Origin of the sequence: Paenibacillus sp. FSL P4-0081, assembly GCF_000758565.1 — a bacterium.
GTDB lineage: Bacteria > Bacillota > Bacilli > Paenibacillales > Paenibacillaceae > Paenibacillus_AQ > Paenibacillus_AQ phytohabitans.
This window is the reverse complement of record NZ_CP009280.1, coordinates 3,669,623-3,686,212: the sequence shown is the minus strand read 5'-3', so window position 1 is coordinate 3,686,212 and position 16,590 is coordinate 3,669,623. Positions and strand designations below refer to the sequence as shown.

General features: G+C 50.5%; 14 protein-coding genes. 3 read left to right on the top strand and 11 right to left on the bottom strand.

The genetic code is table 11. From position 1 onward, the window contains the following. Positions 1-378: 378 nt before the first annotated feature. From P40081_RS15660 to P40081_RS15615, 10 genes are all read right to left on the bottom strand, one after another. Positions 379-981: a response regulator transcription factor gene (locus tag P40081_RS15660; RefSeq protein ID WP_042136705.1), complete on the bottom strand. Its 603-nt coding sequence runs from the start codon at positions 979-981 to the stop codon at positions 379-381. Next, positions 981-2,117 carry a sensor histidine kinase gene (locus P40081_RS15655; RefSeq protein WP_042136703.1) on the bottom strand — a complete coding sequence of 379 codons (1,137 nt, stop codon included), beginning with the start codon at positions 2,115-2,117 and terminating at the stop codon, positions 981-983. Before P40081_RS15655 ends, P40081_RS15660 begins: the two co-directional genes overlap by 1 nt. Before the next feature lie 150 nt (positions 2,118-2,267). Beyond that, the gene (locus P40081_RS15650) at positions 2,268-3,335 is read right to left on the bottom strand and encodes a Delta(5) desaturase DesA (RefSeq protein ID WP_042136702.1); all 1,068 of its coding nucleotides are present in this window, start codon (positions 3,333-3,335) and stop codon (positions 2,268-2,270) included. A gap of 121 nt (positions 3,336-3,456) precedes the next feature. After that, positions 3,457-4,662: an MFS transporter gene (locus P40081_RS15645; RefSeq protein ID WP_179093534.1), complete on the bottom strand. Its 1,206-nt coding sequence runs from the start codon at positions 4,660-4,662 to the stop codon at positions 3,457-3,459. A gap of 1,491 nt (positions 4,663-6,153) precedes the next feature. Beyond that, positions 6,154-7,749 (bottom strand): response regulator, encoded by a 1,596-nt coding sequence (locus P40081_RS15640; RefSeq protein ID WP_042136700.1) that lies wholly within the window; start codon positions 7,747-7,749, stop codon positions 6,154-6,156. A 21-nt stretch (positions 7,750-7,770) separates the two neighbouring features. After that, the gene (locus P40081_RS15635; protein WP_042136698.1) at positions 7,771-9,138 is read right to left on the bottom strand and encodes an ABC transporter substrate-binding protein; all 1,368 of its coding nucleotides are present in this window, start codon (positions 9,136-9,138) and stop codon (positions 7,771-7,773) included. A 14-nt stretch (positions 9,139-9,152) separates the two neighbouring features. Then, entirely contained in the window at positions 9,153-10,880 is a 1,728-nt protein-coding gene (locus P40081_RS15630; protein ID WP_039298143.1) for a cache domain-containing sensor histidine kinase, read from the bottom strand. 84 nt (positions 10,881-10,964) lie between these two features. Beyond that, a complete protein-coding gene (locus P40081_RS15625) occupies positions 10,965-11,828 on the bottom strand; it encodes a carbohydrate ABC transporter permease (RefSeq protein WP_039298142.1) in 864 nt (287 codons plus the stop codon). Continuing rightward, complete coding sequence (locus P40081_RS15620) at positions 11,825-12,778, bottom strand: carbohydrate ABC transporter permease (RefSeq protein WP_039298140.1); 954 nt, start codon at positions 12,776-12,778, stop codon at positions 11,825-11,827. Before P40081_RS15620 ends, P40081_RS15625 begins: the two co-directional genes overlap by 4 nt. Before the next feature lie 121 nt (positions 12,779-12,899). Beyond that, positions 12,900-14,261: an ABC transporter substrate-binding protein gene (locus tag P40081_RS15615; protein ID WP_042136697.1), complete on the bottom strand. Its 1,362-nt coding sequence runs from the start codon at positions 14,259-14,261 to the stop codon at positions 12,900-12,902. A 329-nt stretch (positions 14,262-14,590) separates the two neighbouring features. Here P40081_RS15615 and P40081_RS15610 point away from each other — a divergent pair, with 329 nt between their 5' ends. The 3 genes from P40081_RS15610 (at position 14,591) to P40081_RS15600 (ending at position 16,118) form a co-directional block, all read left to right on the top strand. Then, positions 14,591-14,803: a hypothetical protein gene (locus P40081_RS15610; protein ID WP_039298136.1), complete on the top strand. Its 213-nt coding sequence runs from the start codon at positions 14,591-14,593 to the stop codon at positions 14,801-14,803. Between the two features lie 3 nt (positions 14,804-14,806). Next, entirely contained in the window at positions 14,807-15,112 is a 306-nt protein-coding gene (locus tag P40081_RS15605) for an HNH endonuclease (protein ID WP_042136695.1), read from the top strand. 103 nt (positions 15,113-15,215) lie between these two features. Next, positions 15,216-16,118, top strand: coding sequence for a manganese catalase family protein (locus P40081_RS15600; RefSeq protein ID WP_042136694.1), 903 nt, complete (start codon positions 15,216-15,218; stop codon positions 16,116-16,118). Positions 16,119-16,269: 151 nt separating this feature from the next. On the opposite strand, the gene P40081_RS39015 is transcribed toward P40081_RS15600, so the two are convergent. Beyond that, positions 16,270-16,428: a hypothetical protein gene (locus P40081_RS39015; RefSeq protein ID WP_179093555.1), complete on the bottom strand. Its 159-nt coding sequence runs from the start codon at positions 16,426-16,428 to the stop codon at positions 16,270-16,272. Between the last annotated feature and the right edge of the window lie 162 nt (positions 16,429-16,590).

Below are 16,590 nucleotides of genomic sequence, written 5' to 3'. Positions count from 1 at the left end.
CTTATCCAGTTAGCGCAGGCAGGGAATAAGTGTATTTCGTACAGTTAAAAACAGGCTTTCCAGCGGATTTGTTCCGTTAATTGTATTCTGTACAACTAAAAATTACGAAAAGTGATCATTCAACGAAAGGCAGTCTATATAAGTGTATAAAATACAGTTATCCTGCTTAACTCGTACTTTCAGGCGATTTTAGTTGCACTAAATGCAGTTAGAGCCAGGCTGGTTTCTCTGCTTCAAGCAAAGTCCGGGTCTGCTCCACTCCTTACGTCTGCCCGTCTGCCCTACCACTAGAATAAGCCTTGTCTCTGTCTGCAAAAAAAAGAAACGGCCCGCTGTCACAGAAGACAGCTGCCGTTTCAATATTCCAAGCAAGTTATTTTATTTAAACCAGCCTTTTTCCTTAAAGCGCGTGATCGCTTCAATCCGGTTGCCGACATCCAGCTTGTCCAGGATCACAGAGATATAGTTGCGGACCGTTCCGGTCGTAATATACAGCTGGCTGGCGATCTCCTTCGTATTCTTGCCGTCTGCGATCAGCCCCAGCACTTCCTTCTCACGCTGCGTGAGCGGATTAGCTTCGCTGCTGTAAGCCTCATCCATCAGCTCCGGCGCATATATCCGTCTGCCGTCCATCACATTGCGGATCGACAAGGCCAACTCTTCGCTTGGACTGTCTTTGAGCAGATAGGCATCAACTCCGGCTTTGACCGCACGTTCGAAATAACCGGTCCGGGCAAACGTGGTCAGAATCATGATTTTGCAGCCCGATCCCTTCAGTGCTTCCGCCGCTTCGAGACCTGTCATGGCCGGCATTTCAATATCCATGATGCAAATATCCGGCTGATGCTGCTTCACCAGCTTCACGGCCTCTTCCCCGTTGCCTGCCCGGCCCACAACCTTCATATCCTCCTCCAGATCCAGGAGGGCAGCGAGCGCCCCCAGCAGCATGCGCTGATCTTCGGCAATCACTATCGTAATCATTACACGTTTACCTCCATTTCCGGCCGCTGTGCAACATTGGGCACCTTAATGACAATCGTTGTTCCTTCGTCACGCACCACTTCCATACTGCCGTTGACGAATTCAAGCCGTTCCCTCATCCCCTGCAGCCCATGACCTTTATGGTAGTGATTAGTCCCTTCAATTCCCGCGCCGTTATCCTTCACCTTGATGATCAGGTCGGTCCGGGAAGGTTCGATCTGAATCAGGCACAGCGAGGCACCGCTATGTTTGACCACATTGTTCACGGCCTCCTTCATACACATGCTCAGCACATTCTCGGTAATCAGGGAAGTGTTGGTCAGGTTAGGGTCACCCTCCAGCATGTAGCCAATCTCTGCCGCCTGGAGTAATTGCCGGATACGGATCAGCTCATCTTCAAGCCGGATGCCCCGCATCTGGGTAATCATTTCCCGGACTTCCTTGAGGGCGCTGCGGGCCGTCATCCGGACATCATTAATTTCGATCTGGGCCTGCGCCGGATTCTTGGTGATCAGCTTGCCTGCCAGGTCACTCTTAAGGCCAATCAGCGACAGCCGCTGCCCCAGCGTATCATGCAGATCACGGGAGATCCGCTGGCGCTCCTCCATAATGACCAGCTCGGAAATCCGTTTGTTGGCATCCTCCAGCTGTCCCTGCAGCTTATCCTGATTGTTGCGGTTATAGGTCGTGACCGGCAGCAGCACCACGGCAATGATACTGACCAGCACGAACGGCAGCTGCGAGAGGAACACGGGATTACGCGTAATCAGCTCATAGTTGATGGCCACGATCGTTGTCAGCAGATGAATCGAGTATAGGGTGAAGAAAGCGGCCCTTTTCTGGATATTTCCGATGAAAAAAGCCAGGAACAGCGCAAAGTACATATACCCGAAGAGCAGCGTCATCGTTATCGAGACAACAATCTGCACACTGGTCCAGAAATAGACTACCCACCCTTTCGACTTAAACGCCAGCACATAGCAGGCGAAGAAGACGATAATCATCAGAATTCCGTATACCCAGCGGCCTGCCGAGGCCGAGCGAAAGATCGAATAGAACGGAAGAATGTAAAAAACGACCCATACATAAGGGCTCAGTCCCGTGCTTTTATGAAAAATATGATGCCACTTCTGCATGTTAGCCATCCTTTTTGCCAGCAAGATTATACCCCCATTTTAGCATAAACCACCCTGCAACCGGCAATTCCGCGCAATGTTTCGGACAAAAAGAAAGAACAGGCCCGGCAACTGCACTCCCGGTCCTGCCTTCCTCTTCTGTGGCGGCTACTATTTACTCTGGAATCCCGGTTTGATTACCTTCAGCACCTCTGCTGCCGCAGGCTTCTTCTGCTGCAGCCGCTGCTTCATTTCCTTGAAGCTGACGAACGTTTTGTGCTCCTCATCCCACAGACGGTACTTCAAGGCCTGCAGACTGGTGCTGAGCGTAATGGTTGTCGCTTTTTGCAGCGGCGGGGTGGCATTATGGGCCAATTCCAGGTTATAGTTAGGCACCTTCGGACTTAAATGATGCACATGATGAAAACCGATATTGCCGGTAATCCACTGCAGCAGCTTCGGCAGCTTATAGTAGGAGCTTCCTTCTACTGCGGCGTTGACATAGCTCCATTCCTCATCATGCGCGAAGTAGGTATCTTCAAACTGATGCTGCACATAGAACAGCCAAATGCCGAGAAAACCGGAGACGAACACAACCGGCAGCTGCACCAGCAGGAATGCCTGCCAACCGACAAGCATAATCATCGTACCGTACAGGGCCACTATCGAGACATTCGTCAAATACGTATTCATGCGTTCCTTGCGTCTGGCACCTTTGGCGTTGAAACGGTACTGGATCACGAAGACGGCAATGGGTCCGAGTACAAACAAAACCAGAGGGTTACGATAGATCCGGTAGTATAGTCGCTGCAGCGGTTTCGCGGCTGCATATTCATCCACGGTCATAATCCAGATGTCGCCGGTGCCTCTTTTGTCGAGGTTGCTGCTTCCCGCATGATGTATCGAATGGCTGTGCTTCCACTGGCGGTAAGGGACCAGAGTGAGCACACCGGTTATTGTTCCGAAAATATCGTTCGCTTTGCGGTTCTTGAAGAATGAGCCGTGACAGCAGTCATGACAAATAATAAAGGTGCGGATGACAAAACCTGCAGCCGGAATGGCGAACAGCAGCGTCAGCCAGTAGGAAACGGATAAGCTGAAATAAGCAGCAGTCCATAGGAGCACTAGTGGTCCAAGTGTATTAATGAGCTGGTAGATGCTCGCTTTACGGTCTGTTTTTTCGTAAGGGGCTACGCTTTTCTTCAAGCTGGAGAGCTGGGATGTCTGGTTTGTAGTCATCGGGATCGTTTCCTCCTCGGATGCATCCATTCAAGGATACTTATCTCTCTACATTATAGAGAAGAAAGTGTCACCCCTGTAAGTCACAAACATCAACCCCGGTGTATGACATATGTCATAGTCACCCCTGAAGAGATTGCCGTCCGGACTCCTTCGCCCTGACCATCGGCAGCAGAATCAGCATCGCGATCAGGAACAGTATGCCGCTTCCGGTGAATACCGTGAACAGCGAGAAGGCTTCCTTCAAATAACCTGCCGCAGACATTCCGATCACCATAAAGCCCATGAACATCGGCCCCATAATACCGCCAACCCTGCCCATAAAGCCGGCCTCGGTATTCCGCAGAATCAGTGTGTTGATGCCGATATGGATACACGGGTAAAAGAATCCGGTCAGCGTCTGCAGTGTGATCGTCAATGCTGTATGATGCGACCACCCCACGCCGACCGTTCCAGCCGCACTGACCAGGAGGCCGAAGGCCAGCATTGTCTGTGGTTTCACGGCTTTGCCTTTGCTCATAATAAGCATTCCGCCGAGCAGCATCGATGCCCCGTTCGCCATCATGATCCATTGCAGGAACCCTCTGTCCCTGCCCAGATTCTCAATGATTACGAATACCCCCAGCGGCTGAATCAGCCCTGCGGCAAGCCCCGCAAACGCAAAAGCCGCGCCCAGATTCCTCAGCACCCGGCTCGAACGCACATAATCCAGTCCGGATTTCATTTCAGCCATGATCCCGTTCCGTGTCTTTCCGGCCTGCTGCGGCGCGTCTTTGGGCAGCAGGCCCAGTATGAGCGCAGAGCCAATGAACATACCGCCCATTACAGCCAGCGATACCTCAATCCCGTAATGATTATAGATGAAAGCGCCGATTACCGGACCAATTACCATAAAGAAAGCAGACAGCGACTGGAACATGGCCATCACACTCTGCAGCTGATTTTCAGGCACATGCTGTTTGAACAGCTTCATCGCAGAAGGCTGCGAGAACTGTGACAATATAGCTGATACCAGGGTGGCCAGCAGCAGTGCTCTCCACGATCCGGATATGACAACTACCAGCACTACAAAGACGGAACATGCCGATAACGCATCACTGATCATCATCGTCCGTTTGGGCAGCCACCTGTCCGCGAAGGTACCGCCTATAATGGCAAACAGAAAGATCGGAGCATATTCGGCCACCGAAATGAGCGAGACATAGAAGGGATCATTATGCGTAATATCCGTCACATACAGCAGAATCGCAAAGTTCCTCACCCATACTCCGAGCTGCAGCAATACCCTTGACATAATAATCGTTCTTACATATTTGTTCCTTAACACGATCCTATCCCCCATACATTAATATAGACTAAATAGATATATATCTAATCTGTTTATTAACATATAGATATTAAGTTATTTTGTCTAGTTATAAAATAGATTATTATTTCATTGATCTAATTCAAAACTGTGAATGTAGCTCGAATCCTATAACGTCACAGACGGACACTGTTCCATAAAAAAGCTCCGATCAAGTGAAAGATCCTGGAGCTTGTAGAGCTTGTGCGGCTTGTTCAGCTTATAAGATATTAAGAAGACCACCGCACATTACTTCATTTAGATTACATTTGGGCTGCCTCCAGCAAACAAACTCCCCTTATCCTCCTCATTTTTCCGTGGAGGCACATTGTGTTCGATTTTTCGCATGTATTTGGCCCTAACACCCTCGCGGAGGCACATTGTATTCGGTTTTTCGCATACATTTGACCCGATAACCTTCGCGGAAGCACATTGTATTCGGTTTTTCGCATACATTTGGCTCGTCTACCTTCGCGGATGCACATTGTGTTCGGTTTTTCGCATACATTTGGCCCGATAACCTTCGCGATAGCACATTGTATTCGGTTTTTCGTATACATTTGACCTGATTACCCTCGCGGAGGCACATTGTATTCGGTTTTTCGCATACATTTGGCTCGTCTACCTTCGCGATAGCACATTGTATTCGGTTTTTCGCATACATTTGGTCTGATTACCTTCGCTGAGGCGCATTGTATTCGATTTTTCGCATACATTTGGTCTGATTACCTTCGCTGAGGCGCATTGTATTCGGTTTTTCGCATACATTCGGCCTGATTACCCTCTCGGAAGCACATTGTATTCGGTTTTTCGTATACATTCGTCCTGATTACCCTCTCGGAAGCACATTGTGTTCGATTTTCCGCATACATTTGGTCTGATTACCCTAGCGGAGGCACATTGTATTCGGTTTTTCGCATACATTTGGTCTGATTACCTTCGCGGAAACACATTGTGTTCGGTTTTTCGCATACATTTGGCCCGATAACCTTCGCGATAGCACATTGTATTCGGTTTTTCGTATACATTTGACCTGATTACCCTCGCGGAGGCACATTGTATTCGGTTTTTCGCATACATTTGGCTCGTCTACCTTCGCGATAGCACATTGTATTCGGTTTTTCGCATACATTTGGTCTGATTACCTTCGCTGAGGCGCATTGTATTCGATTTTTCGCATACATTGGCACTCCCTTGGATCGCGTCCGGTGAAACCAGAGGGGATACTGCAATTATCTTCAGTTATATACCCATAAAAAAAAGCACCCGAAGGTGCTCAATGTGCTTGTGCTCGTCCTTATGCTTATATTCTTATATTCTTATGCTTATATTCCTATGTTCCTATATTCCTATGTTCTTATGTTCCTATTTCCCTACGTTCCTACGTTCCTATGTTCCTACGTTCCTATGTTCCAATGTTCCAACTTCCTATTTTCCTTATCTGCTCTTTACAGTTAGAGCCGCCCCGCTGCATCATGCCTGCTTCACATGCTCCTCACGATACTCCGTCGGCGTCTTGCCCGTAGCCTTCTTGAACACTTGCGTGAAATACCGCGGGTCCTGATAACCGACCATTGGAGCCACCTGATAGACCTTCACCGTACTGTTCTGCAGAATGTACTTGGCGTTCTCCATCCGGCAGTGGGTGACGAATTCCAGGAAGGTATAGCCCGAGATTTGTTTGAACAGGGTGCAGAAATGGCTGATGCTGAGATCGGCCACCTCGGACACTTCCTCGATGCTGAGATCCTTGTGGTAATTGGATTCAATGTACCGTTTGACTTTCTCAATGATGCTGCGCCCGTCTTCGCGGGCTGCCGTACTGTGACTCTGCTGAAGCCATTCGCGGAATTCCGTCTTGAGCGCTTCAATCATATCCGACAGTGTTCCCAAGCCGTGAAGCTTACTTAAGAGACCCTCTACCGACCATTCATTATGCGTGTTCAGATGCTCGAACTGCCGGTACAGCACCACACTCATCTCAATAATCAGGCGTTCCGCCAGCTGCTGCGGCAGGGCCTGGGATTCTATGAAGACAGACATCTCATCAAAGAGGGCAAGCATACGCTCCAGATTCAGTGTGCGGATACTCTCAATCAGCGAGAGCTCCAGCTCCTTGGGATATTTCACCTCACGGCTGCCGGCTGCCGCAGTCTCCTCTTCGATGAACACGCCCGCCTGGCCGGAATAGAAACGCTGATACAAGGCTTGTGCGGCCAAGGGATACACCGTGCTTAACTGATCTATCCCCCGGGTGGTGCGGCTGATGCCCACAGAGCAGTTCAGCTTAGAGTAACGCTTGATACCGTTGATCAGCTGTTCACCGAGCGCTCTTTTGCCGGTGCTGATGGCGGCAGGGAAGAGCAGAATCCACTCCCCGTTATAGAACGGGAAGATCGACAGCGCCCCGTTCTCCAGCGACCATTCCTCCAGGATATTGCGGACCGCGAACAGCCAGAGATGCTTTTCTTCTGCACTCCACTTGGCCGTGAGGCCGGCATAGTCGTCCAGACGGACAACGGCCATGAAATATTCTTCCTCAAGCTCACTGTTCTCCAGCCACTTCAGATGCTGCAGCGGGCGCGGATTGCCGAGCATGAACTCGGCCAGCATCCGCTCGCGGGCAAGCAGCGACAAGGTCTGGACGGAGAGCATAAGCTGCTCATTCTCCTTCTGGCGGTCGAGCCGTTCTCTGGCCCGGGTGAGCATCACCGCCAGCTCCTCATGATCAATCGGCTTCAGCAGGTAATCAAACGCGCCAAGCCTTAAGGCTTCCCTGGCATACTCGAACTCACCGTAGCCGCTGATGAAGATGAAGATCAGCTTGGAGCTGCGCGGCAGCACCTCTTTCATCAGAGCAATCCCGTCTATGACCGGCATGCGGATATCACTGATGATGATCTGCGGTGAGGTCTCCTGAATCAGCTGCAGAGCGGCCTCCCCGTTCTTCGCTTCACCAGCAATAGTCAAACCCAGCTCTTCCCAAGGAATCGCAACCTTCAGGCTGCGCAGAATAATCGGCTCATCATCCACGAGCAATACTTTATATTTCTCCTGATGCTCACTCATTTTATTGCACCCCCCCAGGCTTTATTGAACGTCCGAGCTCCGGATCAGATTCCAGTATTGCTTGGACGCGTCTTGCAGCTCCTGCAGAGCCTGACCGGCCTGCATTCCTCCACCGATCATCTCTTCAATCACACTTAAGAATGTCTTCTTCACTTCAGGAGACAACAGATTATCGTAGGGTACGAAGCTCTGGTGGCTCTCTTCCATCAGCTCCATCACCTGGGCGAATACCGGTCCGGTCTTATCCGGATCGAAGGCAATCCGCATTGAAGGTATTCTTAGGCCTTCATACACAATACGCGTCTGGATTTCCTTGGTATAAAAGCCTTTCATCAGCTCCAGCGCAGCTTCCCGTTTCGCACCGGTGAGGCTCGATGACAGCCCGATCCCCATGGTGTAGCCGCCGGCAATCGACGGCTCCGCCCCTTTGACCATTGCCGGAAACGGAATCACACCCACCTGATTCTGGAATTCCGCCGGGGCTGTCTGGCCTGAGAAAAGGTTGATGTCCCAGTTACCGTTAAGATACATCGCCGCCTTCCCGTCAGTGAACTGACGCACTGCATTCTCGGTTGACGTATCGTTGGATTCGCTGCTAAAAGCGCCCTCGCCGATCCACCGGTTCAGATGCTGGAAGGCCTTCATATAGCCGCTGTTCTGAAATCCGGCTTCACTCTCGCCTGTCACCAGCTCCTGAATCAGCTCCGGCCCGGCATAGCGGTCCATTAAGTAATGGGCGAAGATCCCGGCAGGCCAGCGGTCCTCATTCCCCAGGGCGAACGGGATATAGCCCGCCTGCTTCAGCTTCACAATCGTCTCGTCCAGTTCCGCCACTGTTTCCGGAATTTCCAGTCCAAGCTTATGAAAAATAGTTTTGTTGTAATAGAGCGGCTCTGCATTGCCTTCGATGGGCAGGCCATAAATATGTTTGTTAAAGGTCCACAGATGCAGGTCCTTAAACTGATTGCTTAGTCCGTTCTGGTCCGTGAACTCGGTCAGATCCATCAGCCGGTTCGAGCGGACATAGGGCTCAATCTCCGCCCCGCCGAACAAAACGAACATATCCGGCGGCGTACCCGTCACCATCTCGCTCTTAAGCTTCTGTTCCCGGTGAATGTTCTGGTCCAGTCCTTCGAAGTTCACCTTCACGTTCGGATGGCTCTCCTGGTAGCTCCGCACAACCTCCTCGAAGATGGCCAGCAGCGGCCGGTCATGTTCTTTGTTCCAGAAGTGCCGGAAGGTCAAGGTGATTTTCTCGGGAGAGTTATCTTCAATCGGCTCCCGGTCCTCCTGCATAATGAACCAGACCGCACCGGACATCAGCACGATGTAGAGCAGAATCCACCCCCAGTTGGTCAACCATCTCGCAACGTTCCGCTGGTCCTTCATTCCGTTTCTCCTTCTCATGATGGCTGAATCTTCGGAATGCGGATACAAACCGCTGATCCGAAGCCGGGGGATGAGCAGACCAGAATGCCATAAGGATTGCCGAACCGGATGTTCAGGCGCTCATGTACATTCTTCAGCCCCACCCCGCTGTCGCTGTATTTTCTCAGATTGGCACGTTCTTTGTTCCACTGGCTCATCAGCACGGCAAGGTCAAAGCCCGGCCCGTTATCCTTGACGATTATAATGATATCCTTGCCGTTCTCCTGGGCTTTGACCGTAATGGTGCCATGCTCCTCCATCTGCTCAATGGCATGATATAAAGCGTTTTCTACGATTGGCTGGACAATCAGCTTCTGGGTCATCACCATCTTCAGGGAATCGGGCAGGTCCAGCTCATACGAGAATTTCTCTTCGAAACGGAACTTCTGAATATCAAGATAGTGACGGACATGCTCGAACTCCATTTGCAGCGGAATCAGCTCCTGATTCTGGCTGATGCTGATGCGCAGCAGCCTGCCGAGCGAGATGACCATTTTGCTGATATCCCTGTTGCCGGCCAGCACCGCCATCGAGTTAATGGATTCCAGTGAATTATAGATGAAATGCGGGTTAATCTGCGCCATCAGCGCCTGCATCTCCGCTTCCTTCTTGCGCCCCTGCTCGGTCTGCACCTGCTCGATCAGCTCATTGATCTGCGAGCTCATCCGGTTGAAGCCGTCGATCAGCGAATCGCTCTCATCATTGGCACGGAGCGGCACCGTGATCGGCATGAATATCCCCTGCTTGACCCGCTTCATCCCGTTCACCGCACTGTTAATGCTTCGGACGAGCCTGCGGATGAAATAATGGTCGAACAGAAAAGCAGACAGCAGCGATACCATCCCAAGAATAATTGCGATATTGCGGATGGACACTGATTCCGATGAAATCAGATTCATCGGGGTAATCGCGGCCAGATACCAGTCTGTATTATGTGAAGGCAGGAAAGTGATCAGAGACCGCTCTCCTTGATAATTGTCAATGTAATAGTCCTGCTCCTGGGTATAATTCTCCTGCAAAAAAGGAAAATCCGTCCTTTGTCCAATATACTCTCCGGACTTGTTGAAGACGATATTGCCCTGCTTGTTCACCAGCAGAATATCCCCTTTTTTCAGGGTCGCCGCTTCCCAGAAGATCTGATCGAGCAAATCCGGCTTGACATACACAACCAGATAGCCGATATCCTCCAGTGAATAATAATCTTTAATGACTCTGGCCTGTACCAGCACCGGTTTGCCCGCGCTTGCCGAGCCGTTCTCTCCGGGACCGGACCAGACGGGACGCCCTTCAGCGCTCTCCATCGCTCCGAACCAGACCTGTTTGTGCATATCGGCAAAAGACATCGGCGCATTATATTGATACAGCAGCCGGTCTTTACCGTACAGACTGAAGGATGTGACCATCGGATGATTGATCAGCAGATTGTTAATCTCCTGCTTGCGGTCATAGGTAAGCACAAAGTTCTGCTGCTTGAGCGATTGCTGAATCGCCGGCTGCGTGATCGCAGAATTGGTAATCGATGAAATCTCGCTGAGCGCGAACTTGAGCTTGCGGTCCGTCTCCAGCAATGAAATCCAGTAGAAATTGCTTGATTTCTTCTCCATGGCATTGGAGAAATTGACATACGTAACAATCCCCATAACGATCACGGGAATGAATACGAGAAGAATAATAGCGAACAAGATCTTGCGGCGGAGCTTCATGTATGGTCCCTTCCTCCTGCTGACTCTGTCCATTATTATTCTTCACAGCATTCTATATTTCCTGTTACAGCCAATAACAGTTCATCAGCTCTTGATAGCGCCTGAGGTCAGACCGGCAATAACCCAGCGGCTGAACAGCAGGAATACGACCAGCAGCGGCAAGGTTGCCGTGAAGGTTGCGGACATAATCATTCCATAATCCAGACCGTCACGGGTAGTGAACAGCTGCTGCAGAGCAATCTGTATTGTATAATGCTCCTTGTTCTTCAGCACCACCAGCGGCCAGAAGAAATCATTCCATACGGTCATGAAGTTGAGAATACCCAGTGTAGCCATTGCAGGTGTAATTACCGGCACCGCAATCTTCCAGAAAATTCTGAAGTGCCCGCCTCCGTCGATCCGTCCGGCTTCAATCAGCTCGGTTGGAACCGCAGCGGATATGTACTGGCGCATCCAGAAAATCCCGAAGGCATTAACCATCGCCGGCACAATCAGCGCCTTGAAGCTGTCAATCCAGTGCAGCTTAGCCATAATAACATAGGTCGGCAATACCCCGAGCTGCTGCGGAACAATCAGTGTAGCGATTACGAATACAAAAAGCATATTTTTACCCGGGAATTCATATTTGGCGAACGCATAACCGGCCAGTGTACAGAAGAACACGACCGAGATCGTCACCATGGACGATACGAACAGCGAGTTGCCTAGCGCCTGGAAGAAGTCCGATTTTTCCAGCACACGCTTGAAGTTGTCGAAGAACTGGTCTCCAACCGTCAATAGCGGCGGTACATGGAACACGGCTCCCTTGTCATTCGTACCAACGACGAACATCCAATAGAACGGGAAGATAGAGACCAGTGCCCCGAGGATCAGCAGACAATAGAAGCCCAGCTTGCCGAAAAAGCCGAGATCATCCGGTTTTTTTCTGAACATACGAAGTGTGCTCACGCTTTTTTCCCTCCAGTCTCTCTGCTGCCGCTTCTGGAAATCAGCATATTCAGGACAGAGAACAGTATCGTAACGAGGAACAGCAGAACTGCTGTAGCCGCCGCAGTACCGAAGAATCCGTTGCGGAATGCTTCGCTATACAAATAGGTAACCATTGTGATACCTTCCTGCCGGGTAGATCCGGTTCCGGATTGGCCGAGGAAAACATACGGCTCTGTGAAGAGCTGCAGGGCACCGATTGTCGATTGCAGGGTTACGAAAATAATAAACGGCTTAAGCAGCGGCAAGGTGATGGAGAACAGCTGCTGTCTGCGGTTAGCCCCGTCGATCCGGGCAGATTCATACAGATCCATCGGAATACTCTGCAGTCCGGAGAGGAACAGAATCGCGTTATAGCCCGTCCAGCGCCACATCACCATCGTTGAAATGGCGATTTTTACTCCCCACCAGCCGGAGTTGAACGCCATGCTCTCTACACCGATTCCGTTAAGCAGCCAGTTGATCATTCCGTTGTTACCGAACAAGGTGCTGAATACGAGCGTAACGGCAACGATGGAAGTGATATTCGGCATGAAATAGAGAATGCGGAAAGTCTTTTTGAACCGGGTCATGCCCGAGTGGAGCAGCACAGCCAGAAGCAGCGCCAGGAACACCTGCGGCACAGTACCCATCAGGCCCATGATCAGCGTGTTGCTGAATGAGATCCAGAAGGTCGGATCGCTGGTGATCAGATCGTAGTTTTTGAAGCCCACGTATTTCATGGGACCCAGTGCATCCCACTTGAAGAACGATAAATAGAATGTGAAGAAGATCGGATACAGTCCGAATATCGAGAACAGAATAAAGAACGGTGAAATAAATGTATACGCAGTGAAGCGGCTCCGTCTTTGTTCGGTCAAAAAAGGACGTTTGCTCTCGGCATGCGGACTCGCTAATACGGGCTCAGCCATGTCACACCTCCAGTGAATTCGTAAATATAAATCCGGACTCACAGAGGATGAAGCTCTCCGTGAATCCGGACATTTGAGGAATCGTCTTCCTCAATAGACTAAGATTAGCGTCACCAGGAATTTAGCCGCGCTCTGCCAGAGTTTTCGACTGCTTTACAGCATCTTCCCACTCTTTTGCCGGATCAGCTTTCTTCTCAAGTACGTTCTTGAGCGCATTCTTGAAGAAGGTATCCGTCTGGTCATGCAGCGGTCCGTAGTATACCGGTTTAACGCGGTTAGCCGCTTTACCGAATTCAACAGCTGTCTGCTGACCGCCGAAGAACTCATCCTTGAAGTCTACGAATGCAGGATCTTCATACAGTGCAGGGATAGAAGGCATCAGACCTTTGGTCTTGAAGGATTCCAGCTGGTTGTCTTTGTTAACAAGCCATTGGATGAAATCATATGCCTCTTTCGAATGCTTGCCTTCCTTAGGAAGGGTGATGAATGAACCGCCCCAGTTGCCGGCTCCTTCAGGAAGCTGGGCAATTTTCCACTTGCCGGAGGAATCAGGTGCGTTGCTCTTGATGTTACCAGCCATCCATGCCGGGCCCATTACCACTGCGAACGAACCGTCGTTCATGCCTTGGCCCCATTCAGGCGACCAGAGCATAACATTGCTGATCCAGCCTTCTTGAATGCCTTTTACTGTAAAATCATAGGCTTTCTTCACTTGCGGATTGGTGTCGCCGATGAAGGTTCCGTCCGCTTTGCTGAAGTAGATTTCGTCAGCCGACTGGTCACGCAGCGCGTTGTACGTAAGATCCGTCAGATCGGAGAAGTACTTGCCGGTTTTATCTTTGAAGGCTTTGGCTACAGTAGCGAATTTATCCCAGGTATCGATCGCTGCGCTGAATCCTTCAGGATCGCTTGGCAGGCCGGCTGCTTCAGCCAGATCGGTACGGTAATAGACTACAGTTGGTCCGATATCTGTCGGAAGTCCAAGCTGGAAGCTGCCGTCAATAGAAGATGCCTGTTTCCATTTCCAGTCCAGATAGTTGGCTTGGATGTCTTTGGCACCCAGATCGTTCAGGTTGTAGAATTTGTCCTGTGCGCCCAGGAAGCGTTCCATGAAACCGATTTCAAGCTGGAAAATATCAGGTGCGCCCGAACCGGCCGACAACGCTGTGGTCAGGTTGTTGTGGTGGGCCGTCTGGTCACCGGTGTTCTGTACCTTGATGGTTACATTCGGATGTTCCTTAGTGTATTCAGTAGCCAGCTCTTCATAGTTCACGTTACCCAGTGTCCAGAAGGACAGCTCTACCTTCTCTGCTGGCTCTGTATTAGCCCCTTCAGTTGCCGGTGCATTAGTGCTTGCTGCGTTGCCGCCTGTATTTCCTTCTGCAGCCTTGTTGCCGCCGTTGTTGTTTCCTCCGCATGCCGCGAGCGAACTCATGAGCATGATGGAAACCAGCGTCAGCGCCAGGTTTTTTACTTTTTTCATTCCTCTGTACCCCTCTCAAAGGTTTCTCTTACAAGATTTAGTGTACAGTAGGCAGATGTTTTTTTTGAGGAGGCAAACTCCCGGTTTATGGTGGAAATATTTATGATTCATATAAGACGCACTTAAGTTTGAACTTGAAGCTTCATCGTCACTGCGGTGAACCTTTGGACTTCCGGCCGCTGCCCGCCCCCAGATTTCTTCATCTCATCTGCTGTTCGCGGTGGAGATCCGGTGACTAAAGCTGCCGAAGTGGATTTGAAGCCTGGACCCAGTTATACTAATTGTATTTGCTGTACAGCAGTTATCCCGATATAAAGGAGAATTACCCCATGCCCATCAACCGTCCTTTGCTGACCGACAGCGATCTGCAGGAAGCGATTGACCGCAAGCTGCCCGTCCGTGTATTCCAGGATGACCATCTGGTGAATTCAGGTGCGACGGTGGTCCGTTTCACTGACTCGGATGTTGTTATCCAGTCCCGGGTCAGCGATTTAACCTATTATTCGCGCAGCCGCTGCGAATTCTTCGAAGTCCGGCCGTAGCCCATGAAAGAACAAGCCTTGGGCAAGTGTGAGCTATGCGGCCGTTCCCCTCTCGCAACCACCGTCCATCATCTGACTCCCCGGGAGAAAGGCGGAGCGCTGCTGCCTACCACACTTCTCTGCAAGGCTTGCCACCGGCAGATTCATGCCCTGTATACCAACAGCGATCTGGTTGTTCTTAACCTGACCACGCTGGACAACCTGAGGCGTGATTCACAGATTGCCGCTTATCTCAAATGGATTACCAGGCAGCCGCCAGGTTCCGAGCCCAGGCTCCGCAAATCCAAGCATGTGCGGGGCGGGCGTTAGGCCGCCTCGCATTAGGCATGAATAGATTGCCTGTTATAGAGACACTATAGAGCGGAGAATGGCCGACAGGCTAACCATAATCTATAGTTAGGCAGGTGCATTTATGTTCAAGCGCTTTGACGAAATTGCCATTGAGATTCCCGAAGTAGAGCGTCCAGACCCGAATGCCGCGGCTGCAGTTCAAGAGCTGATGGGCGGTAAATTCGGCGAGATGTCGACGCTGAACAACTATCTGTTCCAGTCCTTCAATTTCCGCGGCAAAAAAAAGCTCAAGCCCTTCTATGACCTCGTTACGAGCATCACTGCCGAAGAGCTGGGGCATGTAGAGCTGGTGTCACATGCGGTCAATAAATGCCTGTTCGGATCGACATCGTACAAGGACCCGGATCAGACTCCGCTTGAACCTTTCAAAGATGCGCGAAACACTTATTTTGCGCTCAGCGGTGCGCAGTCGTCTATGCCTTTTGACTCGATGGGCCGTCCCTGGAGCGGGGAATATGTGTTCAACAGCGGGAACCTGATTCTCGATCTGCTGCACAACTTCTTCCTGGAATGCGGAGCCCGTGCGCACAAAATGAAGGTGTACGAATTAACGGATCATCCGGCAGCACGTGAAGTAGTAGGCTATCTGCTCGTCCGCGGCGGAGTCCATGTCGTGGCTTATGCCAAAGCGCTGGAGATGGCTACGGGAGTTGATGTAAGCAAACTCGTCCCCATCCCTTCCCTCAGCAACAAAGCCTTCAACGAGACACGCAAATACGAATCACGCGGACTGCACACGAAGCTGTACACGAACAGTGAAGGTGATTTCACGGCGATTAAGCAGATCTGGAAGGGACCGCATCCGGAGGATGGCCAGCCGCTTGAAGTCATCGAAGGCTCGCCTAAGGGATTTCCGGTTCCCGATGCACCTGAAGTACCGGAAGAATTCGCACCGGGATTCTCCGAAGAGGAATTTCTGGCTATTGCAGCACGTCTGCAGTCAGCCGCCAATATAAGAGAATAGAAATTGAAGGTTTAACCAACACAAGCAAGAAGAGTTAACAGATAAATATTGCAAAAAAAGCAGGTGCCTTCCTATGATGGAAGGCACCTGCTTCTGCTGGTTCTATAGTTTGCTGCGATATATTCTGCATCTGGTGGTTCCTAGTAAAGATTCATTTCTTCCTATCGCCATAGGCACTGAGCTTCTCATTGAGAACTTCCTGGAAGCTCTGGACTTTGTCTTCTGATCTCTGCGGCTTAGGATTGAGAACGGGCTGAGGTCTAAAAAACTGATGATTAAAAGCCATAAGATTATGTACGCTCATACTCATTGAAGTTCAACCTCCTTCTGTAATCTTCACCTTAGTTTGCGTGAGTGCGAAATATCTTATCCCTTATATAACCTGCTCTTTCAATTCCTAAACAGTTTTATCTCAGAAAAATGGAAATAGCGGACCCAGACTTGAAAAATAAAGTCCGGGTCCGCCGCTGAG

Excerpts from the sequence above, each read along its gene's own strand:
- P40081_RS15660 (WP_042136705.1), bottom strand. The coding sequence starts at position 981 with ATGATTACGATAGTGATTGCCGAAGATCAGCGCATGCTGCTGGGGGCG.
- P40081_RS15655 (WP_042136703.1), bottom strand. The coding sequence starts at position 2,117 with ATGCAGAAGTGGCATCATATTTTTCATAAAAGCACGGGACTGAGCCCT.
- P40081_RS15650 (WP_042136702.1), bottom strand. The coding sequence starts at position 3,335 with ATGACTACAAACCAGACATCCCAGCTCTCCAGCTTGAAGAAAAGCGTA.
- P40081_RS15640 (WP_042136700.1), bottom strand. The coding sequence starts at position 7,749 with ATGAGTGAGCATCAGGAGAAATATAAAGTATTGCTCGTGGATGATGAG.
- P40081_RS15635 (WP_042136698.1), bottom strand. The coding sequence starts at position 9,138 with ATGAAGGACCAGCGGAACGTTGCGAGATGGTTGACCAACTGGGGGTGG.
- P40081_RS15630 (WP_039298143.1), bottom strand. The coding sequence starts at position 10,880 with ATGAAGCTCCGCCGCAAGATCTTGTTCGCTATTATTCTTCTCGTATTC.
- P40081_RS15620 (WP_039298140.1), bottom strand. The coding sequence starts at position 12,778 with ATGGCTGAGCCCGTATTAGCGAGTCCGCATGCCGAGAGCAAACGTCCT.
- P40081_RS15615 (WP_042136697.1), bottom strand. The coding sequence starts at position 14,261 with ATGAAAAAAGTAAAAAACCTGGCGCTGACGCTGGTTTCCATCATGCTC.
- P40081_RS15610 (WP_039298136.1), top strand. The coding sequence starts at position 14,591 with ATGCCCATCAACCGTCCTTTGCTGACCGACAGCGATCTGCAGGAAGCG.
- P40081_RS15605 (WP_042136695.1), top strand. The coding sequence starts at position 14,807 with ATGAAAGAACAAGCCTTGGGCAAGTGTGAGCTATGCGGCCGTTCCCCT.
- P40081_RS15600 (WP_042136694.1), top strand. The coding sequence starts at position 15,216 with ATGTTCAAGCGCTTTGACGAAATTGCCATTGAGATTCCCGAAGTAGAG.
- P40081_RS39015 (WP_179093555.1), bottom strand. The coding sequence starts at position 16,428 with ATGAGTATGAGCGTACATAATCTTATGGCTTTTAATCATCAGTTTTTT.